General features: G+C 59.7%; 15 protein-coding genes and 3 pseudogenes. 5 read left to right on the top strand and 13 right to left on the bottom strand.

Going from position 1 to position 25,916, the window contains the following annotated elements; all coding sequences use genetic code 11:
* Window positions 1-73 precede the first annotated feature (73 nt).
* The 3 genes and pseudogenes from ABQ278_RS17465 to ltrA form a co-directional block, all read right to left on the bottom strand.
* Window positions 74-784: an SURF1 family protein gene (locus tag ABQ278_RS17465; RefSeq protein ID WP_349322309.1), complete on the bottom strand. Its 711-nt coding sequence runs from the start codon at window positions 782-784 to the stop codon at window positions 74-76.
* A 74-nt stretch (window positions 785-858) separates the two neighbouring features.
* On the bottom strand, window positions 859-1,992 hold the full coding sequence (locus tag ABQ278_RS17460) for an FAD-dependent oxidoreductase (RefSeq protein ID WP_349322308.1): 1,134 nt from the start codon (window positions 1,990-1,992) through the stop codon (window positions 859-861).
* Between the two features lie 158 nt (window positions 1,993-2,150).
* Window positions 2,151-3,549, bottom strand: a pseudogene (gene ltrA, locus ABQ278_RS17455) (group II intron reverse transcriptase/maturase).
* Window positions 3,550-4,279: 730 nt separating this feature from the next.
* Between ltrA and ABQ278_RS17450 the strand changes: the two are divergent.
* Window positions 4,280-5,287, top strand: a complete 1,008-nt coding sequence (locus tag ABQ278_RS17450; protein WP_349322307.1) for a LacI family DNA-binding transcriptional regulator — start codon at window positions 4,280-4,282, stop codon at window positions 5,285-5,287.
* A gap of 8 nt (window positions 5,288-5,295) precedes the next feature.
* On the opposite strand, the gene ABQ278_RS17445 is transcribed toward ABQ278_RS17450, so the two are convergent.
* From ABQ278_RS17445 to ABQ278_RS17430, 4 genes and pseudogenes are all read right to left on the bottom strand, one after another.
* On the bottom strand, window positions 5,296-8,436 hold the full coding sequence (locus ABQ278_RS17445; RefSeq protein ID WP_349322306.1) for a CusA/CzcA family heavy metal efflux RND transporter: 3,141 nt from the start codon (window positions 8,434-8,436) through the stop codon (window positions 5,296-5,298).
* Window positions 8,437-8,445: 9 nt separating this feature from the next.
* A pseudogene (locus ABQ278_RS17440) lies at window positions 8,446-9,694 on the bottom strand (HlyD family efflux transporter periplasmic adaptor subunit).
* Entirely contained in the window at window positions 9,694-10,974 is a 1,281-nt protein-coding gene (locus ABQ278_RS17435) for a TolC family protein (protein ID WP_349322305.1), read from the bottom strand. The pseudogene ABQ278_RS17440 and the gene ABQ278_RS17435 overlap by 1 nt, the downstream one beginning before the upstream one ends.
* Before the next feature lie 48 nt (window positions 10,975-11,022).
* Complete coding sequence (locus ABQ278_RS17430; protein WP_349322304.1) at window positions 11,023-11,475, bottom strand: hypothetical protein; 453 nt, start codon at window positions 11,473-11,475, stop codon at window positions 11,023-11,025.
* A gap of 243 nt (window positions 11,476-11,718) precedes the next feature.
* Between ABQ278_RS17430 and ABQ278_RS17425 the strand changes: the two genes are divergently transcribed.
* The 3 genes from ABQ278_RS17425 to ABQ278_RS17415 are packed head-to-tail and all read left to right on the top strand — an operon-like array spanning window position 11,719 to window position 14,808.
* Window positions 11,719-12,525, top strand: coding sequence for a DUF1080 domain-containing protein (locus ABQ278_RS17425; RefSeq protein ID WP_349322303.1), 807 nt, complete (start codon window positions 11,719-11,721; stop codon window positions 12,523-12,525).
* A gap of 5 nt (window positions 12,526-12,530) precedes the next feature.
* Window positions 12,531-13,106, top strand: coding sequence for a gluconate 2-dehydrogenase subunit 3 family protein (locus ABQ278_RS17420; RefSeq protein WP_349322302.1), 576 nt, complete (start codon window positions 12,531-12,533; stop codon window positions 13,104-13,106).
* A 10-nt stretch (window positions 13,107-13,116) separates the two neighbouring features.
* Complete coding sequence (locus tag ABQ278_RS17415) at window positions 13,117-14,808, top strand: GMC family oxidoreductase (RefSeq protein ID WP_349322301.1); 1,692 nt, start codon at window positions 13,117-13,119, stop codon at window positions 14,806-14,808.
* 400 nt (window positions 14,809-15,208) lie between these two features.
* Here the strand turns inward: ABQ278_RS17415 and ABQ278_RS17410 are convergent, their stop codons facing one another.
* On the bottom strand, window positions 15,209-16,171 hold the full coding sequence (locus tag ABQ278_RS17410; protein WP_349322300.1) for an SIS domain-containing protein: 963 nt from the start codon (window positions 16,169-16,171) through the stop codon (window positions 15,209-15,211).
* 68 nt (window positions 16,172-16,239) lie between these two features.
* Window positions 16,240-18,421, bottom strand: a pseudogene (locus ABQ278_RS17405) (alpha-galactosidase).
* A 301-nt stretch (window positions 18,422-18,722) separates the two neighbouring features.
* On the opposite strand from ABQ278_RS17405, the gene ABQ278_RS17400 reads away from it, so the two are divergent.
* Window positions 18,723-20,171: a sugar porter family MFS transporter gene (locus ABQ278_RS17400; protein WP_349322299.1), complete on the top strand. Its 1,449-nt coding sequence runs from the start codon at window positions 18,723-18,725 to the stop codon at window positions 20,169-20,171.
* Window positions 20,172-20,233: 62 nt separating this feature from the next.
* Here ABQ278_RS17400 and ABQ278_RS17395 read toward each other — a convergent pair whose 3' ends face one another.
* From ABQ278_RS17395 to ABQ278_RS17380, 4 genes are all read right to left on the bottom strand, one after another.
* Complete coding sequence (locus ABQ278_RS17395; RefSeq protein ID WP_349322298.1) at window positions 20,234-21,262, bottom strand: aldose epimerase family protein; 1,029 nt, start codon at window positions 21,260-21,262, stop codon at window positions 20,234-20,236.
* Complete coding sequence (locus ABQ278_RS17390) at window positions 21,259-21,996, bottom strand: SDR family oxidoreductase (protein ID WP_349322297.1); 738 nt, start codon at window positions 21,994-21,996, stop codon at window positions 21,259-21,261. The genes ABQ278_RS17395 and ABQ278_RS17390 overlap by 4 nt, the downstream gene beginning before the upstream one ends.
* Before the next feature lie 5 nt (window positions 21,997-22,001).
* Window positions 22,002-23,099, bottom strand: a complete 1,098-nt coding sequence (gene dgoD / locus ABQ278_RS17385; protein ID WP_349322296.1) for a galactonate dehydratase — start codon at window positions 23,097-23,099, stop codon at window positions 22,002-22,004.
* 569 nt (window positions 23,100-23,668) lie between these two features.
* Complete coding sequence (locus tag ABQ278_RS17380) at window positions 23,669-25,807, bottom strand: penicillin acylase family protein (RefSeq protein WP_349322295.1); 2,139 nt, start codon at window positions 25,805-25,807, stop codon at window positions 23,669-23,671.
* Between the last annotated feature and the right edge of the window lie 109 nt (window positions 25,808-25,916).

Raw genomic sequence — 25,916 nt, 5'->3', positions numbered from 1 at the left:
CGTCCAGGGTTTAGAGCGAGCCCTGTGATCGCAAAGCAGAACGGCCGTCGGAGCGATCCGCCGGCCGTTTTTGTTATGCCTCGGCGTCCGGCTTGCGAAACCATCGGAGCCAGACCATGCCCCCTGCCAGCATAGCCGCCAGCGAAAACCAGGTCAGGGCATAGACCAGATGGCTATTGGGGAATTTGATTACGGTCATGCCGCCCTTTGGCCAGCCACCCGGATTGGGCGTGGCGTCGGCATCGATAAAGTAGGGCGCCACCGTTCCAAGCCTGCGTCCGTTTGCCAACTCAAGCACATCACGGCGATACCAGCGATCGCTCGCCGGATCATTGGCCTGCGACAACAGCCATCCCTTATTCTCCGACATGCGAAGCAGGCCGGTCACTGTCACCTGCCCCCTCACCTGGCCTTCCAGTCGTGTCGCCGGCGCTTGATGATCGGTCGGCACAAAGCCACGATTGATATAGACGATCGTGCCGTCATCGGCCTTGAGCGGCGTCATCACCCAGTAGCCCGCGCCCAGCTCGCTGAGGGCATAAACTTGCGCTTCCTTGTCGTTGAGAAACTGACCCGCCAAGGTGACGTGGCGGTACTCATCGTTTTTTTTTGTCAGCTGCGGCCACTCGGTTGGCGCAATCGATACCACCGGCGCATGGACGCGCGCATCGACCTCGGCGATCAGGTTGGTTTTCCACACCAGGCGCTGCACCTGCCAAACGCCAAGCGTCAGGAAGACGGCGATAGCGAGCAGAAACAGGGCATTAAAGAGAAGGCGGCGCATGACGAGCCCCTTTCACAGGAACAAAAGCTGTTCCCTAGCGAAAATGGCAGCCTCTTACAAGGCGATGGGGCGCGTTACCCTGCTGCATAGAAGGTTTTGAGCTTCTCCAGCGCCGCTTGCGCTGCCACCGGATCGGGCGTCTCGTTGTCGTCGTTCCATCCGAAGGTCTCGTTCGGCCCGACCTCCTGCACCACAATGCCGTCCCGACGCGCAAGCACGAGCATAGAATTGTAATAGGCGCCGTAATGCACACCCTCTTGCGGCACCAGCCAGACGATCTGGCCGCGCACCGGCACGACCGTCTCGTCCTTCCACAGTGCTCTGGCCCCATAGCCGGTGCAGTTGATAATGACCTTTTCCCTCAGCTTTGACAGATCAGACGGCGCATGGAATTCGGCTTGCACGAAGCGGCCGCCGGCCAGCAGGAAATCACTCTCAAGTTGATGGCTGTAATCGGCCACATTAAAGGTCATGTGCGCGCCGCGCCGGACATTGCTGACCGAGAACGGATGCTCGCCCGGCGGCACCATGCTGTAATGCGGCGAAACATCACGCAGGCGATCTTCGAGATAGAGAAAGCCCGGGTCGACGTCTTCGGCAGCGGAGGGCCTATCCACGGGCGGATCGCGCAGGATATAATTGTCGAGCCATTCGACCGGATTGCCGGCCAGCCCGACAAACGCCTGGTGCATGGTCAGGGCCGTGCGCGCCATGCGTTCCCAGCGATCGCCGAAATCGGGCGCGGCGGCATCTGCCTTGGCGATACGTGAATCAGGCGTCCAGCTTCCGGTGGCACGCGCCGAACGCACAAAGGGAAAACGTTCACGGGCATAGATGGTGACCTCGGCGCCGGCGCGCTGAGCGGTGATCGCCGCCGTCAGGCCAAGCGCGCCCGCGCCAATCACGGCAACTTTGCGCGGCGAACTTTGCATGGCCAGGCGCACCGCCACGTCGGCCGAGCCCCAGGATAAAGACCAGCCGCTGCCGCCATGACCATAGTTATGCACCACGATCTTGCGGCCGACCTCTTCGCTCTCTAACCTTGGGCCCGCCGCCCGGAAAGGGCGCAGGCAGACCGTGGTGCGGAAAACATCGGCGGGCGACACCCGGATGCGCGGCAACATGATCCCCTGCCCCCGCGCACCGTTGGCCAGACCGATAAGTCCGGCCGTCGCCAGTCCCGATTGCAGCAGTTTTCGTCTGTCCATGGCGCACTCCGTTTTTTTGCTGGCCACACCTTAGCCAAGTTCAAAGAGAGCGCAACGCGCAAGCCCACACAAATCTGTTGGCGCTTGAGGATCGGATAGGGAGCCGGTTTCCCGGCCCCCTTCCACACCACCGTACGTGCGGTTCCGCATACGGCGGTTCACGAGTGACGCTGGAAGTCTTGGACGGCCGGTGTCATGGCAAATAGTCCAAGTTTTCCAAAGAAGGCTTTTGGGTAGGCCTGGTTCATGTGCGGGGCCCCGGAGTTCCACCACGGCCCTTGGCCGTTATGACCGGAGTGCCATGCCCTTGCCTCGTCTAGGCCTGCTTTGCGCAGGAGGTGGGTTCGTCGGTCGCGTGTTTTTGCCTGTTTCCAGATTATACAGCGCAACCGACGGCGAACCCACCCGTCGAGCGTCGTCCAAGCTTCCTTGCTCTCACTGAGTTTGAAGTAGACCGCCTATCCTCGAAGCAACGGGTTCAGCGTTTCGATGACACGGTCAATGCGGCGACCTCGCCCCATGCGCATGAGTTCACGGATACGGTTTCGCAACCGGGCCTCACTCTCGCGGGCGAAACGCAGCCGCACCTTCTCCCGGAAGCGCGTGAAGGTGTACCGGAGGAACTTTCGTTCCCAAGCCCTGCCACACGCGCTTTTGGCTTCGTTTACGCGTAACTTCAGGCGATCCCTAAGGAATGCTGTCATACGCGCCAGGACGCGCCGCCCTGCGGTTTCGCTTCGGACGTAGATATTGCAGTCGTCAGCGTAACGACAGAAGACGAGTCCCCGCCGTTCCAGTTCGCGGTCCCAGTCTGTGAGAAGGATGTTTGAGAGGCAGGGCGACAACGGTCCGCCTTGCGGCGTTCCCGTGCTCCGCACCTCTTCCACTCCGTCACGCATAAGACCCGCTTCTAGATAGCGGCGGATTAGTTTGAGCACCCGCTCGTCGTCGACGAACCGAGCGATACGCGACATCAGGATGTCGTGGTTCACGCGGTCGAAGAATTTCTCCAGATCGATGTCCACTACCCAAGTCAGGCCTTGTTGCACATAGTGCTTCGCGGTGCTGACGGCTTGGTGTGCACTTCGCCCCGGCCGGAAGCCGTAGCTCGAGTCGGAGAATGTCGGTTCGACGATGGGTTGGATGAACTCGAAGCAATGCCTGCTGAATGAGCCGGTCCAACACCGTCGGGATGCCCAGTGTTCGCACTCCACCCGAGGGCTTGGGTATGTCCACTGCGCGTACCGACGCCGGCATGTAGCGTCCGTTCAGCAAGGCCGCTTTCACTGTCGGCCAGTGTATCTTCAGCCAGCCTTTAAGGGCGTCCACCGTGAGGCCATCGACCCCAGGTGCACCGCCGTTTCGGATGACTTTCTGGTACGCGGCCCACAGGTTGCTGCGTTCCACCACGGCCTCCATTAACCGTGGTCCTTCCGTTTTCGTTTGCTCGGACGCCGCCGCAATAACCTCCGCGCCACGCCGCCCTCTTTCGGGATTCCGTCCCGCCGTTGAGTGTGTGGTCCCAGTTGCCTGGGCTTCTGCATCATCGACTATCATCGAGGTCGCCTATCCTAATCACGGTCTCTCGTGTTCGGCCCTTCGGTACTATTAACGCACCTACTATGACCTCGGCTGACTTCTCGCTCCATCTTGCGATGTCGCCCTTTCAGGCGTGAGGCGAGATCTCCCCGGGTATGACACATCTGCCTTCGCGCTTATGCCTGTCGGATATACGCCGCGTCGTCCGTGCAAGTACTGGGCTTTGGCCTTTTTGGATGCCTCACCCCGACGCGTCGCCTCGTATCCGCTTCCTGTTCGTCAGGCCAGCGTTTTGCCTCGGGCTTCCTTCGCACGTCCAGTCACCCGAAACGCACTTGCCTCTAGCTAACTCTTCCCCTTGCCGGGTGAGCGGGGGACTTACACCCCTAAGCAGATGCGCCCTGCCGGGCGCACCAAAAAAAAAGCCGCGCTAAACAGCGCGGCCAAGTTTACAGGGAGGAAACGCCCAGGAAGGGCATCAGCGCCGAAGCGCCGAACACCCTCAATATATTGTGCGGCGCAATAAGATTCAAGTTAAATCGGATACCGTATTTGTAAACTCACGTAACACTTATGTTTCATTTTGTGAGCTAATTTCTAACCTTACGGAAGGTGGCTTTGAACGCTTTTAACTTCAAAGCTCATCTATAGCCGATCAAGTGGATCAATTTTGCTTGGCAAACCAGGCCCTTAAGTCCTATGAGACAAGGAGAGAGCGCCATAAGGGCGCACCTTACGAAAGCACCTCATGTCCACCATTCAGGATGTCGCAAAACTCGCTGGCGTCTCCACCGCGACGGTATCCCGTGCGCTGAATGGTTATGAACACGTCTCATCCGGTGTTTTTGACAAGGTGATGCAGGCGGTCGGGCAACTGGGCTACGAGCCCAACCAGATGGCCAAGTCTTTGCGTACGCTGAAAACCAAGCGCATCATCGTCACCGTGCCCAATATCGCCAACGCCTTCTTCGCCAATATTATCCGCGGCGTTGAAGAAGCCGCCCAGGCCGCCGGCTATACCGTTCTGCTCGGCGATGTCGGGTTTCGCGGCGACAGCGAAGACGCCTATGCCGGTCTTTTGCGCCGCAAGGAAGCCGACGGCATGATCTTCCTCGGCCACACCCTGCCTGCGTCGCTGCAAGGCCTGATCGCCCGACAAGGTGCTGCGGCACCGGTCGTCAATGGCTGCGAATTCAGCGATGATCTCGGCGTGTCGTCGGTCCATATCGACAACGCCCGCGCCGCGCAGGACGTCATGGACTATCTCTATGGCCTCGGACACCGCCACATCGGCATTATTACCGGCGACATGGGCAGCCCGATCAGCCGCGACCGTCTGCAAGGCGTGCATGACAGCGCCAATGCCCATGGCCACGACGGCGAACTTCAGGTGGTCAACGGTGACTACTCCATCGAGTCGGGCGCCGACATGGCCTCTGCGCTCATCGCCCTGACGCCGCGCCCCACCGCCATCTTCTGCTTCTCGGATGACATGGCCTTTGGTGCGCTCCACGCTATTCGCTCTGCGGGTCTGGCGTGTCCGGCCGATATGTCGATCATCGGCTTCGACGATGTGCGGCTGGCGCGCTTTGGCACGCCTTCGCTGACCACGGTGCGTCAGCCGATGCGCGATATCGGCCGCAAGACGGTCGAGCTTCTGATCGGCATTATGGACGAGGGCGTGACCGAGCGCGTCAATATTACGCTCGGCCACGAACTGATTGTGCGCGAAAGCACGACCGCGCCCCGTTCCTAACTTAATGCCTAAGGGGCTGGCGCCATCTTACGTGGCCTGCGTCCATGCACCAGACGATACAGCACCGGCAGCACCAGGAGGGTCAGCAGGGTCGATGACATGATCCCGCCAATCACCACGGTCGCCAGCGGACGCTGAACCTCCGAGCCGGCGCCGACATTGAACGCCATGGGCACGAAACCCAGTGACGCCACCAGGGCCGTCATGAGGACGGGCCGGAGACGCGTCAGGGCCCCCTCATAGATAGCGGCATCCAGTGACCTGCCTTCACTCAGGAGCGACCGGATAAAGGTCACCATCACCACACCATTGAGCACAGCCACGCCAGATAGCGCGATAAACCCGACGCCGGCGGAGATCGAGAGCGGTATCCCACGAAGCGCCAGGGCGATCACCCCGCCGGTCAGCGCCAGAGGCACGCCACTGAAGACGATCAGGGCGTCCTTGATATTGCCAAACAGCAGGAACAAAAGCCCTATGATCAGCACAAGCGCGAGCGGCACCACGATCTGGAGGCGCTGCGTCGCCGAGGTCAGTTGCTCGAAGGTACCGCCGAAGCTGACCCAGTAGCCCTCGGGCAGCTTCACCTCCTGATCGACCTGCGTGCGCAGCCGGGTGACAAAAGACCCGAGATCGCTGCCACGCACATTGGCGGTGACGACGACCCGGCGCTTGCCGTCTTCGCGACTGATCTGGTTCGGCCCGACAACGGTCTCGATGGTGGCGACCTCCGACAGAGGCACAAAACCCGTCATGCCGGCCTCCCCATGCAGAGGCACCCGCAGACGGCCGATGTCGTCGATGTTCGAGCGGATATGTTCCGGCAAACGCACAACGACATCGAAACGCCGGTCACCTTCGAATATCTGCCCGGCTTCCGTGCCGCCAAGCGAGGTGGCGACCACGTCCTGAAGATCGGAGACGTTCAGTCCCAGACGCGCCATGGCGGCGCGATTGGGCGTCACCTGAAGCACCGGCAGACCCGTCACCTGCTCGACCTTCACATCCTGGGCGCCCGGTATCTTTTCCATGATCTCCTGAACCGCCTCTCCACTGGCCAGCAGTTGATCGAGGTCATCACCGAAGATCTTCACCGCCACATCCGAGCGCACGCCGGAGATGAGCTCGTTAAAGCGCATCTGGATCGGTTGTGTGAACTCGTAATTATTGCCGGGAATTTGCTCGACCGCCGCCTGAAGCCTCGCCACCAGTTCGTCCTTGGGCTCCTTCGGGTTGGGCCAGGCTTTGCGGTCCTTCAGCATGACAAAGGTATCGGCGACCGACGGCGGCATCGGGTCGGTGGCGACCTCCGCCGTGCCCAGCTTGGCGAACACGCGATCGACTTCGGGGAAGCCTTTCAGGCGTGCTTCCAGAGCTGACTGCATCTTCACGGCTTGAGTGAGGCTGGTGCCAGGGATACGCAGGGCATGCAACGCCACGTCGCCTTCATCGAGATTGGGGATGAACTCCGCCCCGAGACGCGTGGCCAGAAAACCGGAGACGACCACAAGGCCAAGCGCCAGACCCATGACCAGACGGCGGGAGACAAGCGCCTTTTGCAGGGCCGGCTCATAGAGCCTGCGCGCGCCACGCATGAACCCGCTTTCCTTTTCCTGCACCTTGCCGGTGATGAACATGGCCACCATGGCCGGCACGAAGGTCAGGGAGAGGACCAGCGCCGCGGTCAGGGCGGTGACGACCGTAAAGGCCATCGGGTGGAACATCTTGCCCTCGACACCCTGCAGGGCGAAGATCGGCACATAGACGATGGTGATGATCAACACGCCAAACAGGCTGGGCTTGATCACCTCATCGCTGGCCCTTGCCGCAAGACTGAAGCGCTCCTCCCTCGTCAGAAGCCGGCCAAGGCCTGCCTGCGCCTCGGCGAAACGGCGCAGGCAGTTCTCGATGATGATCACCGCACCATCGACGATCAGGCCAAAATCGAGCGCGCCCAGGCTCATCAGATTGCCCGACACCTTGTTTTCGACCATGCCGGTGATGGTCATCAGCATCGCGACCGGAATGACCAGGGCCGTGATAATGGCGGCGCGGAAATTGCCGAGCAGCAGGAAGAGGATGACGATCACGAGCAGCGCGCCTTCGATCAGGTTTTTCTCAACCGTTTTGATCGTGCGCTCGACCAGATCGGTCCGGTCATAGACCGCGACCGCCCGTACGCCCGAAGGCAACGCCTTGTTGGCGACCTCCAGCCGCTTGGCCACAGCTTCGGCGACGGTGCGGCTGTTCTCGCCGATCAGCATGAAGACGGTGCCGAGCACGACTTCCTTACCGTCCTGCGTTGCCGCCCCGGTGCGCAGTTCTTCGCCCAGCGCCACATCAGCGACATCCGCCACGCGAATGGGTACGCCTGCGCTCGTCTGGACGACGATCGACGACAGGTGGGCGATGGTGGCCGCCTGTCCGGGTACACGCACCAGATATTGTTCACCGGCCTTTTCGACATAGCCCGCGCCGCGGTTGGCGTTGTTGCCTTCCAGCGCCGTGATGACATCCGTCATGGTCAGGCCATAGGCCGACAGGCGCTCCGGCAGCGGTGTGACGTGATACTGGCGCTCAAAACCGCCGATGGTGTTGACCTCGGTGACGCCCGGCGTGTTGCGAAGCTGCGGCTTGACGACCCAGTCCTGCAGGGTGCGCAGATCTTCGGACGTCCACGCCGTGCCGTCAGCCTTGACCGCGCCGGGTTTGGCCTCGACCGTGTACATGAAGATTTCGCCAAGGCCGGTCGAGATCGGCCCAAGCGTTGGCTCCGTCCCTTCCGGCAACTGGCTTTTGGCCGATTGCACGCGCTCATTGACGAGCTGACGGGCAAAATAGATGTCGGTGCCGTCCTTGAAGGCGACCGTGACCTGGCTCAGGCCATAGCGCGAAATCGAGCGGGTATAGTCAAGCCCCGGCAGGCCGGAGATCGCCGTCTCGATCGGGTAAGTGATGCGCTGTTCGGCCTCAAGCGGCGAATAGCCGGCGGCTTCGGTATTGATCTGGACCTGCACATTGGTGATATCCGGCACCGCGTCGATCGGCAGGCGCTGGAAATTATAGATGCCAAGCGCACTCAGCGCCACGACGATGATGAGGACGATCCAGCGATGGCGGATCGATTGTAGGATGATTTTTTCTAACATCTGAGCCCCCTAGTGATCGTGGCTCGCGCCGGACTTCTCGATGTCCGCGCGAATGAGGAAGGCCCCCTTGGTGACATAGACCTCACCGGGTGCGAGGCCGCCCAGAACTTCGGTCCATTCCGGCGTCTGACGGCCCAGTTTGAGCATCCGTACCTCGTAGGTGTTGCCGACCCTGGCGAACACCACTTGGAAATCGCGGAAGCGCTGGATGGCTTCAGTGCGGACGGCCAGTGGCACGCCTTGCGAACCCACAACGAAACTGCCCTCAACACCGAGACCTGAGCGGAAACTGGCAGAGGCGCCCGCCGGCAGATGGACGTGCGCCATCAGGGTCTGGGTGGTTGGGTCGGCATTGGGGAGAAGCGCCTCGACCTTGGCCGTCAGTCTGGTCTGACCATCGAGGCTGCGTACCTCGACCTCCTGGCCCACCCGGATTTTCTCGGCATCACGCGGGAAGACGAAGAACTCGGCGTGCAAGGCATTGGGATCGGCGACGACATAGAGCGGGCTGTCATAGGCCACGCCACCGACATTGGCGTTCTTTTCCATGATGACGCCGGAGATGGGCGCCGGAATGGCATAGGTTTGCAGGCTTTCGCTCGAATTCGACGCGCGCCAGCACCTGTCCTTTGCGCACTGCCTGCCCCAGCTCGCCGTTCATCGAGACGATGCGACCAGGATACCAGGCGCGCACCTCGCTCCTGCCCTCGGGCGTGATCTCGATACGACCCGACATGTCGATACGCTCCGCCAGGATGGCAGCCCCCGCCGCTTCGGTCTGGATGCCAGCGCTGACCGCTGCGTCCGGCGCAATCGTTGTTCGGCCCTCATAGGAAGCATAGGTCCAGGTCGAAACCTTGCCCTCGTGCGTGGCCTTGATGGCGACATCGAACGAATGCGGTTCGCGCACCACACCCTGCCCGCGCAAAAAATCGCCACCGGGGGCAAAGGTGAAGCTGTCGACCTTGCCGCCCAGCCGCGTCAGGCTCGTTGCGACCGTCACCGATTTCGGATCGAGCGGCTTCGATTTCAGATATGGGTAAAAGCGGAACTCAGGCTCAACGCCCCCCTCAAAAATGGTGACTTCAAGCGAGAAGTTGCCGTCTTCCAGCAGACGCCCGCCGTGCGGTCCCTTGGCGGCCTCCCCGGCTTCGGCACGACCGTGTTCGTCCTTTTCATTTTTACTACAAGCGCTAAGTGCCAGCGCAGCGGCACCCGCCAGCCAGAAGCGGCGGTTTATAAGATGTGATTTGTACATTATTTGGCATCCTGAACAGGAATGAGAGGAACCCACTGGCCGGCCAGTTGCTCACGGCGGGCGCGTTCCATTTGAAAGGTTTTAAGAACGAAGAGACGGCGCGTTTTGATGCCGATCAGGGCGTCCTGCGCGCTGACGACATCGCGGTAGCTAAAGCCACCCCGCGCGAAACCCTCACGCACCTGCGTAACCGCGCGTTGTGCTTGCGGAATCACCTCGGCATCAATCCGCCGCACCTCTTCGTCATAGCTGACAAGCCTCGGTGAGATGGCGGCGATCTCACGTAACCGGATGCGTTCGCTCATCTCGATATCGGTTGCCGCTGCCTCGGCCTCGGCCTGAGACCGGACGACGGCGCCCTGATTGGTATCATAGCGACCAAGCGGGATCGAGCCACCGACGACAAAAGCCACCGCGCCATCAGCTTTAAAATGGCGTACACCGGCCTCAACGGTCGGGTCCTGTGCGCGCTTTGATGTTTCCAGCGCTACCTGCGCCGTCGCTATGCGCTGTTGCACCCGCAAGCGCTCGATCTCCGGCGTCTCCATCACCGTTGGTGTGGCGCCGGCCGCGCTCAGGTCTTCCAGCCACGCCGGATCAAGGTCAAAATCGACCGGGCCATTCCAGTAGGCCGCGAGTTGCGCCTTGAGCGCATCGACCTTCTGCCTGGCCTGATCGACGGCAATCTGCGCCTGCGCCACATCGCTATCCGCCAAAGAGCCGGCAAACAAAGGATCGCGCGCGGCCTTCACCCGCCGCGTGACCTCAGTTTGCGCCTGACGGGACAGGGTCAGCCTGTCCTGCGCCAAACCCGCTTCGGCCTCTGCGACCATTGCCTCGATCCACAAGCCCTGAACCTCGGTCATCAGGTCAAGGGACCTGATGCGGCTATTGGCGATGATCAGATCACGCTCGGCACGGACCACCCCGATGCGGGCCTGCCGCTTCTCGCCACGCTCAAGCGTCTGCTGGTAGGTCAGCGTGGTTTCAGTCCGGTCGATACCGCCATAGGGCTGCGAGCCCAACAGGTTCTCGACCTGAAGATCAAGGCGCGGATTTGGCTTCACGCCTGCCTGAAGAAGGCTGCCCCCGGCCCCACGCAGGCGCTGAGCCTGAGCGGACAGGGAAGGATCGGCGGTGGCCGCGCGGGTCATGGCCACCGAAAGCGGCAGGGTTTCTGCCTGAAGGGCAAGGGCGGATATCGCCCAAACCAGGGAAAGGCCTGCGACACGCAGGGCCGTCGTCTTTGCGCCACCAGGGCGCAATCTCGGGAAAGTCATTGAAATCTCTCGCTATGTTTCTGAGCGCGCCCATAGGCGCAGGTGCATTTAAATGCGGCTCAGACCACGCGGAGGCTGGTCGATGGAGGCCGGAAACTGACCGGCAAGGTTTTTCGTCACATCAGGGCGCAGAGTGACAGACGCGACCGCGGGAAAAGGCACGGCCACATCCATATCATTGAGCGTGCCGGAAGGATTTTCATTAAAATGGTGGTGGTGATTGAGGTCCATCATATCGGCCGCATCATGCACATCCGGCGCGTCTATATGGCCAACGCATGAAGCTTGCGAACCGTCACAGGTCGATATCCAGCCGCCATCGGCCAGTTTGACGTCGCCCTTGGCCTGATGCTCCATAATAAACAGACTCGATTGCGCCGACGCAAAGCTGGCATTGAGAATCGCCACCGTGCAGAGCAAGGCGGTGAAGGCCCAAAGGCGTGACAACCAAGATGTGGCCGGGCGTTGCATGCAGATCAAAGACGGGTCCGGAGATGGCATGAGAACCACGCCTTCAGCCTCTCTACACTGTTTTTCGATGCACTAACAGATGGATGTCACTTTATCATATGCGGCCACCCAGCATCTTAAAGTACCCCCTTTAAAGGGTTTCCGGCCAGCCGCAAGGAAGTTGGCGAGAGGCCATTGTAATCGATTTCAGATCGTGTTACCCATTTTGAAAGTGAGGCCGTGGGCGCAAAAGACGTTCTCTCACACATGGTAAAAAAATACAGGGTAGGCAGGATGAGACGTTTCACAGTAGCCACGAGTTTGTTCGTACTGTCGCTTGCACCAGCGATGACACAGGCCGGGGATCTGGGCTTTACCGACACCCCCCGGCTGCCCGGCGGCAAATGGCACGTCCATGATCCGGCTCGTCCGCATCCGGCCATCGTTGCGCCCGGCAAAAACGCGTCCGATGCGCCTTCTGATGCCATAGTGCTCTTCGATGGTAGCGACCTTAACGCCTTTAAAATGAGCAACGGTAAGCCGGCCGACTGGATCCTGGCCGATGGCGCCATGACCGTGCCAAAGCGCGAGGGCCAGCATGGCGACGGCAGCCTGACCACGAAGGACAGCTTCGGCGACATTCAATTGCATATAGAATTCCGTTCGCCCGCCGTGGTGAGCGGCACCTCGCAGAACCGTGGTAATTCCGGTGTTATCCTCATGGGTCAGTATGAGGTTCAGGTGCTCGATTCCTACGAGAACCTCACCTATGCCGACGGGCAGGCCTCCGCCATCTATGCCTGGAAGCCGCCGCTGGTGAATGCGTCGCGCAAGCCCGGCGAATGGCAAACCTACGATATCATTTTCGAGCGCCCGCATTTCGACGCTTCCGGCAAGGTCACCAAGCCTGCCTATGTCACCGTGCTGCACAATGGCATCCTGACGCAGAACCACCAGGCAATCCTTGGCAAGACCGACTGGAAGACGCTCGCCACCTATCATCCGCACGCCGATGCCCTGCCCTTCACCCTGCAGGACCACGGCACACCAGTATCCTATCGCAACATCTGGGTGCGCAAACTGGCGCCCTCTGAGGAGTAGAGATCATGGCTCACGATCATAGTCCCCATCTTGACCGCAGAAGTCTTCTGGCCGGCATCGTCGCCATGGTCGGCGGCGTGGTGATCGCCCCCATGGCCCGTGCCATGCAGGCCGGCATGGACCCCGGTTACACAATGGAAAAGCCCTATATGAGCGATGATCAGCGCAAGCTGACCGCGGCGGTTTCCGAGCGCATTATCCCCACCACGGATACACCCGGCGCCATCGCCGCCGGTGTGCCGGCCTTCATCGAAATGATGCTGTCGGAATGGTACTGGCAGGACGAACGCGACCTGGTGATGGGCGGCCTTACCGCGATGGATAGCTTCGCCAAGACCACCTACGGCAAGCCGTTTGCTAGCGCCACAGCCGTTCAACAGGACGCCATCCTGACCCTGGCCATGGAGAAGCAACTGACCGGTGCGCCGGCGGATTCGTTTGAGCACCTGAGGCAACTGGTGATCTTTGGCTATTACAGCTCCGAGATCGGCTGCACCATCGAGCGCATCTATCTGCCGGTGCCCGGCCGTTATGACGGTGCGTATCCCTATGCCGACGTCAACCGCGTCTTTTCGTCCTAAGAGGCCTCCCATGTCTGATTATGAATTCGACGCCATCGTTATCGGTTCCGGCGTCTCCGGTGGCTGGGCCGCCAAGGAACTGACCGAAAAGGGCATGAAGGTTCTTATGCTCGATCGTGGCCGCATGGTCGAACACGGCACGGACTATCCTTTTGAGGGCACCGGTGCATGGGAGCAACCCTATCGCGGCGACACACCCCCTGCCCTGACCGAGAGCGACTACTATGCATCGCGCTACGGCGGTGCTGGCCAGACGGCGGTCAAGGACTTTATGAACAATGACCGCCTGAACCCCTACGCCATGAAGGATGGCCCGGAATTCCGCTGGGTGCGGCCTGGGATCGTCGGTGGCAAGTCGGTGACGTGGGGGCGGGTTTCTTTGCGTTTTGGCCCGCAGGATTTTACCGCCAACGGTCAGGACGGTCACGGTGTCGACTGGCCGATCCGCTACGACGACATCGCGCCGTGGTATTCTTATGTCGAAGCCTATGCCGGTATCGCCGGCTCAAAAGAAGGCCTGACGCACCTGCCCGATGGCGAATTCCAGCCGCCGCACCCGCTCAATGTCGCAGAAATCTATGTCAAGGAACGCCTCGAAAAGGCCATTCCCGGTCGTAAGGTCATCCCGATCCGCACCGCCAACATGACCGAGGACAAGCCCGAACAGGGTCGGTCACGCTGCCAGAGCCGCTCGCAATGTAACCGCGGCTGCTCGTTCGGCGCCTATTTCTCGACCCAGGCCGTCACCCTGCCCGCCGCCCGCGCCACCAACAACCTGACCCTGCTGGCCGATCAGGTGGTGACCTCACTCGAATACGATCCGAAAACCAAGAAGGCCACCGGCGTGCGCACCATCGACGCCAACACCAAGGTGGCGAAAACCTATCGCTCGCGCATCGTTTTCCTGTGCGCCTCGGCCATGGCGTCGAACCAGATCCTGCTCAACTCGAAGCTTGAAGGCAGCGACAAAAGCTTTGCCAATGCCAGCGGTACGCTTGGGCGTTACATCATGGACCACCCCATGCTGACCTTGTTTTCGGGCAATCTGCCACAGGGCGTCCATGCCGACCTGATCGAATATGGCCGCAAACCCTCCGGTATCTATATTCCGCGCTTCCGCAATCTGGATGGTCAGGATCCGGACGCGGATTTCGTGCGCGGCTATGGCTCCCAGGGCGGCGGTCATCGCGACGTCGCCAACGCCACCGGTTTCGGCGCGAGCATGAAGGAAGGTTTGCGTAAATATGGCGCCTGGTCGGTCGGCTTCAATGTTTTTGGTGAGTGCCTGCCCTATCTCGACAACACCATCACGCTTCATCCCGACAAGGTTGATCGCTTTGGTGTGCCGCAGGCGCTGTTTAACGTCACCTACCGTGACAATGAGCGCAAGATGATGACCGACGCCAAGGTTCAGGGCGAAAAAATGATGAAGGCCGCAGGACTTGTCGATATCTATGCCGAGGAAAGGCCGCATATTCCGGGCAATTCGATCCACGAGATGGGGGGCGCCTGCATGGGCAAGGACCCGCGCACCTCGGTGACGAACAAGTGGAACCAGCTCCACGACGCCCAGAATGTCTTTGTCACCGACGGCTCGGCGCTGTCTTCGACCAGTTGCGTCAACCCGTCACTGACCTTCATGGCCTTCACGGCACGCGCCGCTGACTATGCCGTAAAGCAGGTCAAGGCCGGGGCGATATAAAAAGAGGCGTCTTTTTTAAGCCCAGTGGCACCCGCGGCCCTGATCTTTGCTAAGAAAGGAACGAAGGCCGCCGCTCAAAAAGGGTAAGGCTATGAAGGACATACCCCCTCTCGCCTCAGGCCTGCAGTTCGGAACAAACGATGAGGCCGATACGGAAGGTGCCAATCTCGCGCCTGAGGCATTCATCGCACTCGACGGCACCTGCCCGCTATCTCAGGTGGCTCGACATTCAGTCATTTCTGAGCCACGTCTTTCTTGGCTTATGTAGGATTTTCTTTGTCTTATCTGTCACCGGCCTTGCGGAACACCGCTTTAGGAGCACATACGCATATTCGGGGCCTTGGCCGCCAATAGTATCTAAACTGCCGTATTCAATGCCTCTACAAGCTTTCTGTGGAGCTCAATATGAAAGCTTGCCCATATAGCGTGTCGTGCTCAGCGGCTGCTTATGCCATTGCGCCAGATGCGCTGCGACGCGTTCGACGGCAATGCCGAGCACATAGGGGGCCAGCATCGGCCTGACGATCGGATCAATACCCGGCATAGGCAGATCACGGGAATCATACACAATCGTCCGTGGGGTAAAACGCTGGCAGAAGGTCAATGCCCGTTCGGTCAGGGGCCGGCTCGCGTCTTCTCCCAGCATGAGGATCACCGGAACGGATTCATCTATGGCCTCGAAAGGGCCGTGGAAGAATTCGGCCGCCTCGACGGGGATACAGTGCATCCACTGACTTTCCTGCAGGATGCAGACGCCCACATAATAGGTCATGGTAAAAACAGGGCCTGCCCCCAAAAGGTACATGACCCGATCGTCCTTGTAGGCTTCCGCTTCCTTCGCGGCGCGCGCGTCTTGTTGAACCACCGTACTCGCCAGCACCGCGGGTAAGGCTTTTAAGGAGGCGACCAAACACGACAGATTCGGCCAGCCCTCCGCGCCGGCCAGTACGCCGCCTATAAGCGCCTGCAGAATCATGAAAACGCCGTAGAATGGCTCGTGAGTCTCACCCAGGAGAAACCGTGTCTCAATATAGTGCGCAATCGGCCTGTCAGCCGCCTGTGTAATGACAAGTTTCCGACAGGGCATGTCCTGAAGAAACTGAGCCGCCGCGACGGATTCCAGTGTTTTTCCAGACTTTGATGCCATGATGACCAAGGTTCGCTCATCAAGACGCGGCGGGTTCATGGCCATAAACTCAGCCGGGTAATAGCACCGAACCTCCAGCTTCTTACTTAAGGTTTCGATCCAGTACCGCATCCCTTGCATGATGCGGTTGGGAGCGCCAGGAGCCACAAAGTAAATGCGATCTATGTCAGGCGCGATCGCCTGACCGTAGGCCGCGGCGCGGTCCAGTTCAGCCACAGCGCCGCTTAAGGATTGCGCGAAACTGGTCGCGTCAAAGGGGATCGACAAGGGCAAACACTCCTAATTCAAACGACGTCAAGGACGAGCGCTGCGGCCTGAAAATCGCCTTTCAATGGAATTCTGACACCGTGGTGCATCCAATAGGATCCGCTGGCGATCTTGGGCGTATCGGCCTCCATCGCCCCGACGAGGCTCCGGACCGCATATCGGGCTTGCGGGTCAAGCCCCTGCAACTGGATAAGCGGCGTCGCATCGAAGGTTGAACTGGAGTGCAGGAACGTGAAAAGGACGGCCTGGCGTTTTGCCTCCGATACGGTCAGGGTCGCAGAGCGCTCCGCCCCCCCTTGCGGAGAGATCAAACGATAAAGATCGCCCCTCTGCACGGTCTGTCGGATGGATTTATACTCCGCAACCAGACGCTTTGCCGTGGCAAAATCCTCCGGGCCCCAGTGATTGAGATTGTCACCAATACCCAAACACCCCTGCATGGCGGATAGGAACCTGTACTCAAGGGAGGTTGCGCGCTTGTTCACCCAGTTTGGCGATGCTGTCACCCAGGCCATCATGACGCCCGGCATGTAGGCATGCGAAAAGCCATCCTGCATTTTCAGACGATCAAAGGGATCGGTGTTATCCGTGGGCCAAACCTGATCGGTCACATGCATAATCCCCAGATCCACCCGACCGCCGCCACCGGCGCACGAACTCGATCTCCAGTTTCGGGTGACGGCGCCGAAGTTCCGCCAATATCCAATACAGGTTCTTTGTATAATCGACATAGAGCTTCTGTTGATCCTCCGGCGCGCGCTCCGGCCAGCCCGGCTCGGACCAGCTCCTGTTATGATCCCATTTCAGGAACGCGATGTCGTTGTCGCGCAGGAGCAGATCAAGCGACTTCAGCACATAGTCGCGTACGTCAAAACGTGCCAAATTCAAGACCAGCTGGTTCCGCCCCTCGGTACGCGGGCGGCCTTTGAAGTTGATTACCCAATCAGGATGTTCGCGATAAAGCTGGCTATCCGGGTTCACCATCTCCGGTTCCACCCAAAGGCCAAACTCCATGCCAAGACCACGCACGCGACTGATCAGCGGCCCCAGACCGTTTGGAAATTTCTCCGGGTTGACCGTCCAGTCGCCAAGGCCCGCATGATCATTGTTCCGCTTTCCAAACCAGCCGTCGTCCATGACAAAGCGTTCTACGCCTAAGGTGGCGGCCTTCTCAGCCAGGGCGATTTGCCCGGCTTCATTGACGGCGAACTCCGTGGCCTCCCAAGAATTGTAAAGCACTGGGCGCAATTTGGGCTCGGGCGCGCCAGGCAAGATCACCGAACGCTGAAAGCGATGCATACGGCGGGAGGCGCCGCCCATACCGTCTTGGCTATAACCGGCATAGAAGACGGGTGTTTCAAGGCGCTCGCCTGGTTTCAGGCGATAGGCAAAGTCAAACGGATTGTAGCCGGCTGTAATCCTGGGATGACCAACAATGTCCTTTTCCACCGTGATCCGCCAGGCGCCGCTCCACGCCAGCGCGCCAAACCAGACCGGGCCATTGTCTTCGTCGGTCTGCCCGGCCCGGCCAATGGCAAGCCACGGGTTGTTCTGCGAACCGGTCATGCCGAGCCGGCTCTCGAGCACGGTCGCGCCGGCTTCGAGCGGGCGCTTTTGCAGGGTCCATTCCGCCGCCCAGCGGCCGGTGAGATAATTGACCTCATAGTCTTCGCCGAAAGGCAGGTTCAGCGTGGCGGCCGCCATCTGGTCAATCCTCAGCCACGCCTTGGTCCTGTTGTCGACGACAGCGGATCGGGCCAGAAGGCCCGTGGCCTTGTCCATACTGTACCTGAGTTCGACGTACACTTCCGTCGAAATATCTTTCATCCGCAGGGTAATACCCTCGGAGTTAAGCGTGTGGTCCAGATATTTCAGGACCAGATCGCGCACACCGCTCGGGAAGGCTACCTTCAGAGACGGTTCGGTGACCAGACCGCCCCCGAAAGCCACAAACTCCAGAGGGGTGACCGAGTTGGCGCGGTCAAAACCGGAATAGTCCGAGGGCTTCGGTGCCGGTGCGAGCTGGTCGTCAAGGGCCAGCGGCCCACCCCAGTGCAGGGACTGCACCTGGCCGGCGCTGTCGATCCCGAAGGCATAGGTTACACCCTCACCATCCAGACGAAACACCCGTGACGCGGGATTGAAGCCAACACTGGCCGTTGAGCGCATGGGCAGGGCCGCCGCAACCAGCCCCCCCATGAGACTTAGACAAGCCGCCCGCCGACTTAGACCCGAAACACCCATGACGCACCTCCATTTATATTATATATCCATATCGCAGAGGTGCTACGAACGGTCAAGAGCCGCTGGCGCTCAAAATGATGTTATCTCTTTTATGCAAACGAATAGCACCCCTGTGATCCCTTGGGCGCCAAATTTTAAGCGTAAAAAGAAAACTATATGTATTATATATTGACGATGCACGCCGACCTCCCTAAGGTGGGAGGCAAGGGCCCTATCCTACCACTGGTGACGGCAACTCAAAATAAATTCTGCAGGGATGACAGCACATATGCATATCGTGTCCAAGGAGGTTGGCGCCAATAGCGCACCGTCGCCTTACAAGTTCAATCTGGGCTATGTCTGGATGATCTCTTCGATAGCCGCGCTGGGCGGGCTCTTGTTCGGCTATGACTGGGTGGTCATCGGGGGCGCCAAGCCCTTTTATGAGCCCTATTTCAACCTCACATCCGAAGCCCAGATTGGCTGGGCCAACAGTTGCGCCCTGCTGGGCTGCCTGATCGGCTCCATATGCTCGGGCGTCTTTAGCGATGGCCTCGGGCGCAAGAAGCTTCTGATCGCCGCAGCATCCTTATTTGGCATTTCATCTGTGGCGACCGGGTGGGCGCATACATTTGACACCTTTATTCTGTGGCGCATTCTGGGCGGCGTTGCCATCGGCATAGCGTCCAATGTGTCGCCCACCTACATCGCAGAAATTGCTCCCGCCCAATGGCGAGGCCGTCTGGTCACGCTCAACCAATTGACCGTGGTTGTCGGCATTCTCGCCGCCCAGATCGTCAACCTTTTGATCGCCGGCAACATTGCCGACGGCGCGACGGCGGACATGATCCGCAATTCCTGGCAAGGGCAGTATGGCTGGAGGTGGATGTTCTGTGCCGTCGCCATCCCGTCCCTGACCTTCTTCTTTTGCGCTTTCTTGGTGCCCGAAAGCCCGCGCTGGCTCGTGAAAAAAGGACAAACCGAAAAAGCGAGGGCTGTCCTGACGCGCATCGGCGGTGCTGACTATGCTGAGGCGGAGATACGCGATGTTGACAGCGCGCTGGCCAGCGAGCGCTCAGAACAGGGCGCTTGGCGAGACCTTTTCCGGCCAATGGTCTTTGGTCTGGTTTTGATCGGGATTGGCCTGGCGGTGCTGCAGCAATGGAGCGGCACCAATGTCATCTTCAACTACGCCGAAGAGATTTATCGCGGCGCCGGCTATGACCTGAGCGGTGTGATGTTCAATATCGTCATCACTGGCGCGATCAATCTCTTGTTCACCCTGGTCGCCACCTTCACCGTAGACCGCCTGGGCCGTCGGGCGCTCATGCTGTGGGGCACAGTCGTCATTACGGTTATACACGGTCTGTTGGGCATCGCCTTTTTCCTGGGCATCAAAGGGCCGCTGATCCTGGGCCTTACCCTTGCGGTGATCGCCGCCTACGCCACGTCTCTGGCGCCCGTCACATGGGTGTTGCTGTCGGAAATCTTCCCCAATCGCATCCGGGGATTGGCGATGTCGATTGCCGTATCCGCCTTGTGGATTGCCTGCTTCGCGGTGACCTACACCTTCCCGATTCTCAACAAGCTCCTGGGGGCCGCGGGAACCTTCTGGTGTTACGGCGCCTTCTGCCTCCTGGGTGTCATCTTTATCGCCCTCTTCGTTCCGGAAACCAAGGGTAAAACCCTGGAAGAGATCGAAGCCAGCCTGACCAAACAACGGTAGGGGTAAAAGCGGACCGTCCTCCGACGCCTGTTGGAGGACGCGTTCGCAGGCCACGGAGCCCGTCAGACCTCGCCCAGATTTTGAAATCTATAGCGACTGGTGCGGCGGTAGACCTGGCCCGGTTTGAGCCAGGGGCTCGGAAATGCCGGCTGGCTTACCGCATCGATGAACCCCTGAGGTTCAAGCGCCACGGCACCCCATGCTGCAACGGCGCGTGACAAGCCGGCATAGGCCTGCAGGCAGGGCTGGTCGGTATAGAGCGCCATTTCGAGCCCGGATCTGGGCGCATACAATGTGGCGGCGGGCGCGGTGTCCAGCCCCGTGTCAGCCCCGAGGACCCAGCTCTGATTGAGGCCAATCTGCGTCAATTGCGGATGTTTCCGGGACAGTATCGCCGATAGGGGTTGGGGTTGATGAAGATCGAAGAGCGTGTCGGTCACCGGCAACCGTAGTCCCGTCGCCAGACAAGCCTCGTCAACCTGCAGAATTTCGTCCCCTCTTATACCCAGACTATGATCCAAGAGATCCCCGCCGGGCGTCTGGTCCAGGTTGAAATAGAGATGATGCGTCAGGTCGACGGGGCACGGCGCATCGACCTCGGCCTTGTAATCGATTTGCAGCATCATCGCCTCGGGCAGCGACAAGGTTACCTCGACCGCCAGGACACCGGGATACCCCTCCTCGCCGGCCGGTGAAACGTAGCGCAAAACCAGCGGGGCCTCATCTGAAGGCCTCGCGTCCGCCCGCCAGACACGCCGGCTCAGGCCCTTTGCGCCACCATGAAGGTGGTTCGGACCTTCATTTCGCGTCACCTGCCACACCGCATCATCGCAGCGGAAGCTTGCCTGTCTGAGGCGATTGACCGTACGCCCGACGATACAGGCCTGGTAGGTCTTATCGGCTTCGTAGTCAGACAAACGCTCAAAGCCAACTATGGTCTCGACAAGCCCCTCGGCCGATGGCGCCTTGAGGCTGCGTAGGGTCGCCCCGTAGGTCATGACCTCCACACTCAGGCCTCCCCTCTTGGCCAGGGTCATGCTGTGGACCTTTACGCCATCGGCCAGACAGCCGAAGACCTTGCCGCGGCTCATAGCTTCGCCAGTCGGCCACCGTCCACGTTCAGGCTTGCGCCCGTGATAAAGGCGGCTTCGTCGCTGGCCAGAAACGCGGCGGCATGCGCGATATCGTGCGGGTATCCGATATCACCCTTTTCCAGCACTTCAGCCCCGGACTGGAGGTTCGGGCTGGCCCACAGCATCGGCGTGTCAATGGCGCCTGGCAGCACAGCGTTGGCGCGGATTCCGAGCGCCGCGCCTTCAATGGCGCTCGATCGTGTCAGGGAGGCAAGCGCCGCTTTAGCGGCCGCATAGGGTGCGACCAGGGGCGAGGTCTGGAAGGCATGTATACTGGATACGTTCACAATGGCGCCACCGGGCGTCATGTGACGAAACGCCTCACGCGTGAACAAGGCAGCCCCCACCAGATTCACACCCAACAATTGGTGCCAGTCTGCGGCTGTAAGCTCCACGAGCGGCTTGTAGATCATCATCCCGGCGACGTTGATCACAACGTCGAGCTGACCGGTCTCATCCATGGCGCATTGACACGCTGCCACCACATCACCTTCGGAGGCGACGTCACAGCGTGTGAAAATGACTTTGGGGGCGCCAAGGCCAAGCAGCTCCGTCACCACATCGGCGGAAGGCTCCGCTAACCGATCAACCAGCACCAGGCTGGCCCCCTCAGCGGCCAAGCGCCGCGCACACGCCAATCCAATGCCACCGAGAGCGCCCGTCACGAGGGCTGTCTTATCTGAAAACCGCATGCTTTTCACCATTCCCGCACATAGCCATCGGCCCCACGCCAGGCAGGATTACGCCAGGGCGGACAGTCACGGCTGAGTTCACGGACCTTCTCTTCATCAACAACAACGCCAAGCCCTGAGCCGAAAAATGCCTCGACCATACCGTCCTTGACATCAAATATCTCCGGATTTTTCACATAGGCCAAAAGATCATGGTCATCCGTATTGTAGTGGATACCGAGTGACATTTCCTGAATAGCAAAGTTTGGCGTCGCAAGGCCAATTTGCATGCAAGACGCCAAGGCAATCGGTCCGAGCGGACAGTGAGGCGCAAGGGCGACATCGTAGGCCTCGGCCATGGCAGCCATGCGCCTGACCTCGGAGATACCGCCTGCATGACTAAGGTCGGGTTGGAGAATGTCGATGCACGCGACCTCGAGAAAGGGCTTGATATCCCAGCGCGAATAGAGCCGCTCGCCCATGGCGATCGGAATGCGCGTCAGAAGCGACAGCTGCTTGATCGCCTCAGGGTGCTCGCTCAAAAGCGGCTCCTCGATAAAGAGCGGCCGCAATGGCTCCAGAAGCATGGCCAGTTGTTTAGCCATAGGCTTGTGCAGGCGACCGTGGAAATCCAGCCCTGCGTCCAAGCCCAGCGACTGGACGTCCGAGAGCCGTTGGACGACGCCGTCCAGGGAGCGTGGACTGTCAAGCCAGGCGGCATCCTCCGTAGCGTTCATCTTGACCGATTTAAAGCCCTGCTGCAGGCGCACCCGCGCCGCGTCAAGCACGTCCGACGGGCGGTCACCGCCCACCCAGGCATAGACCGCGACCCTGTCCCGCACCTGCCCGCCCAGAAGCTGATGCACAGGCACGCCCAATCGCTTGCCTTTTATATCCCAAAGCGCCTGATCCAGCCCAGACAGCGCCGACATCAACACAGGCCCGCCGCGATAGAAGCCGAGCCGATAAGCCGTCTGCCATACGTCCTCAATACGGTCGGCCTCGAAGCCAAGGAAACGATCCCTTAGAGCCGCGTAGGCGCCGACGACGGCCTCAGTGTGCCCCTCAAGACTGGCCTCCCCCCACCCGACGAGACCGTCATCGGTTTCCACACGTACAAACATCCAACGCGGCGGAACCGGGAAGGTCTCAATTCGGATAATCTTGGACCTCTGACCGGTTTCCCGTCGCTCCAAGTCCGCTTCCCTCGCCACAGGATTTTGCTCAAATATCTGCATAAAAAACTCGCATTTCATTCCGCCTGTCGCACGCGATCAGCCATATCCACAAATATTATGTTGCGGCCGAAACGTCAATATATGTATTATAAATAAGGGGCAAGACCTCCGATTGATCGTCTCCGCCGACAGATTTTTTCGACCATCTATAATTTTGAATATTAAATATAAATATCACACATCATTCACATAACGGCCTTTCATGCGACAAAAATCATCCAAAGTAGTGCCAAGATAGGATCAACTCGCCCAAACATGAACATAAATCTGATTTGAACTTTATATATTGATACGAAAAGTTGGCATTTGTCATTTTTATATTTCACTATACTACTATATATTATTCCTTATATTGCTTTAGTGCGTCATTTTTCGACATAGACACCTCCGCAAATCGGGCTCCCTTGACAGTTATATAATATTTATTTTCGATTTTTATCGAAGACGATCTCGGGTTATGGCGTGTAGATCGCCTCCACATGTCCTTTGAGGTCATCAGCATAAAAATAGATCGGACGCAGATTCCCCGCCACATACCGATCCACCTGGTCTGAGAAATGAGCGGACTGGGGATGGCCGCTCTGCCCCCCGATGCTGATCGCATAGGCGCGCACGCGCGGCCCAAACTCGACGACAGCGACAAAGCTGTTCCCTGACGTGCCGTAGTAGCGACGCGTGCCGGGATAGGCCTTCGCGCCGAAGGACGCGAGCGCCCCCCACTGATTAGATGTAAACGGCACAGGGTAGCTCGGCTTGACATCGTCAAACACCTGTTCAACCTCGCCATCATTACGCTGGAAGCGATTGATATCGCCCCACGCCACCCGCCAGGAGCCAAAATCTGAGTTCAGCCGGGCAACGGCTTCCTGTAGAGCCTGCAATCGATCTTCAGGAGAACTTTTCTGCTCCATATAATCCCAAACGCTCATCTTCGATCCCGCGGCAAGGGGCGCCGCCCGGCGCCACAGCGCCTCGCCCCAGAAGACCGCCAGCGACGTGGCCTGCGAGTTGCTGCTCCATCGCCGGTCCCAGTCGAGGAGAAGCCGCATAGGTGCCGCTAAGCCTGCATGGCGCGGATCGGTCGGCGGCAGGGCGTCAAAAGCGCTGCCGAGATTCGGTAAAAGCCTGTCAAAGGTCGGCAGCCACGGGTCATAAGCAAGGTCGCGCAGCCCCTCCAGCGTTACCTTGTCTGCCGTCTGAAGCAGCTTTACCGCATGGAGGCCGCGCGGATTTTCGCCGGCCTGGTCCATGTACCGCGGATAGTCACTGGCCTTAGGGCTATCCTCACCGGCCGCCGTCCACGGCCAGTTGTTCGTGTTGAACACGTAGCCCGTCTTTGGGTTATAGACATGCGGCAGGCTTTCGAGGCTATGGAGTCCTTTCCAACGCGTCGTCGGATCACGGCCGTCGACAGGCGAAGTATAATCAAAGCGATCGTCGCGCAGAGGCACAAACTGGGGATGGAGATAGGCGATGTCACCCTTCTGGTCGGCGAAGATCGTGTCATTGGACGAATTGGCGCGAAGCCTGGCAATCTCTAAAAAGCCATCAAGGTCCGTCGCCTTGGTACGCAGAAAGGACTGCTGGAGGGCGGCCAGGGGGCGGTTCATAAGCGCCACGGCTATCCACTTCCCGTCAACCAGCCCCATAACAGGACCGTTGTGAGTTGTGTAGACGGTGAAAGTGCGATTGGCCGGCGCTCCGGACGGCAGACGGTAGGTGATGGTGATGCGGCGCTGCTTCAAAAGACGCCAGCGCTTTCCATCCCGATACACAAAGCGGCCGCCGGACCGAGCCCTGACCGTTTCGGCAAACTCGTCAATGGCATCGACGCCACTTGAGGTGTGCATCCATCCGGCGGAAGCGTTGAACCCCTGATAAATGAAAAATTGGCCCCAGGTCGCCGCCCCGTAAACATTCAGCCCCTCGTCGCTTGTCACCTGCTGTTCTGCCCGAAAGAAGAAGCTTGTGTGGGGGTTTATCAAGAGGAGCGCGTGGCCATCGCGCGTGCGCGACGGCGCCAGAGCTATACCGTTCGAACCTGTTGGCTCCTCATAGGCCACCCCCCGCTCGACATCCGATAAAGCCAGGCTGGTTCCCTCGTAAAAGCTCTTCAGCCGGCCAAGTGGCACCTGCTCTATATCGCCACCAATACTGCCTTCGGAGAAACTGAGGGCCATCCAAGGCTCGAAATGCGTGAGAACTTTCGGGCGCACCTCCGGATGCTTGGCAAGATAGGTGTTGAGCCCATCGGCCCAGGCGACCATCAGCGCACGCAGCCACGCGGGGCTACGCGCATAGTCAGCCTGCAGGGTCTTCGGGTCGGTGAACATACGCTGACGTAAATCCGTCCAGATGGCGGCTTCGCCGTCGACTTCGGCCGTTCGGCCCAGGGCCTGAAGGTAATTGCGTTCGATGCGCCCGAAATCGTCCTCAGCCTGCGCGTACATCATGCCAAAAACAGCATCGGCGTCCGTCGCGCCATGGACGTGTGCAATACCCCAGTCATCCCGCGTAATGGTGACATCCCGGGTGTGGGCCAGCCCCGACGTTGGAAGCGTAAGACAGGTCAGGCCTAACCAAAGCATGCCCATGCCGAGGTGTCGCGGCGCACCGCACCATCCCAACAGCCTGGCACAAACTCGCCTGAGACTGGCAGAGCGACCACCTGAAGGCCTCACAGCGTCTATATCACTCCGCACT

This window comes from Asticcacaulis sp. MM231, from assembly GCF_964186625.1.
Lineage (GTDB): Bacteria > Pseudomonadota > Alphaproteobacteria > Caulobacterales > Caulobacteraceae > Asticcacaulis.
This window is presented reverse-complemented; position numbering and strand designations above follow the sequence as displayed.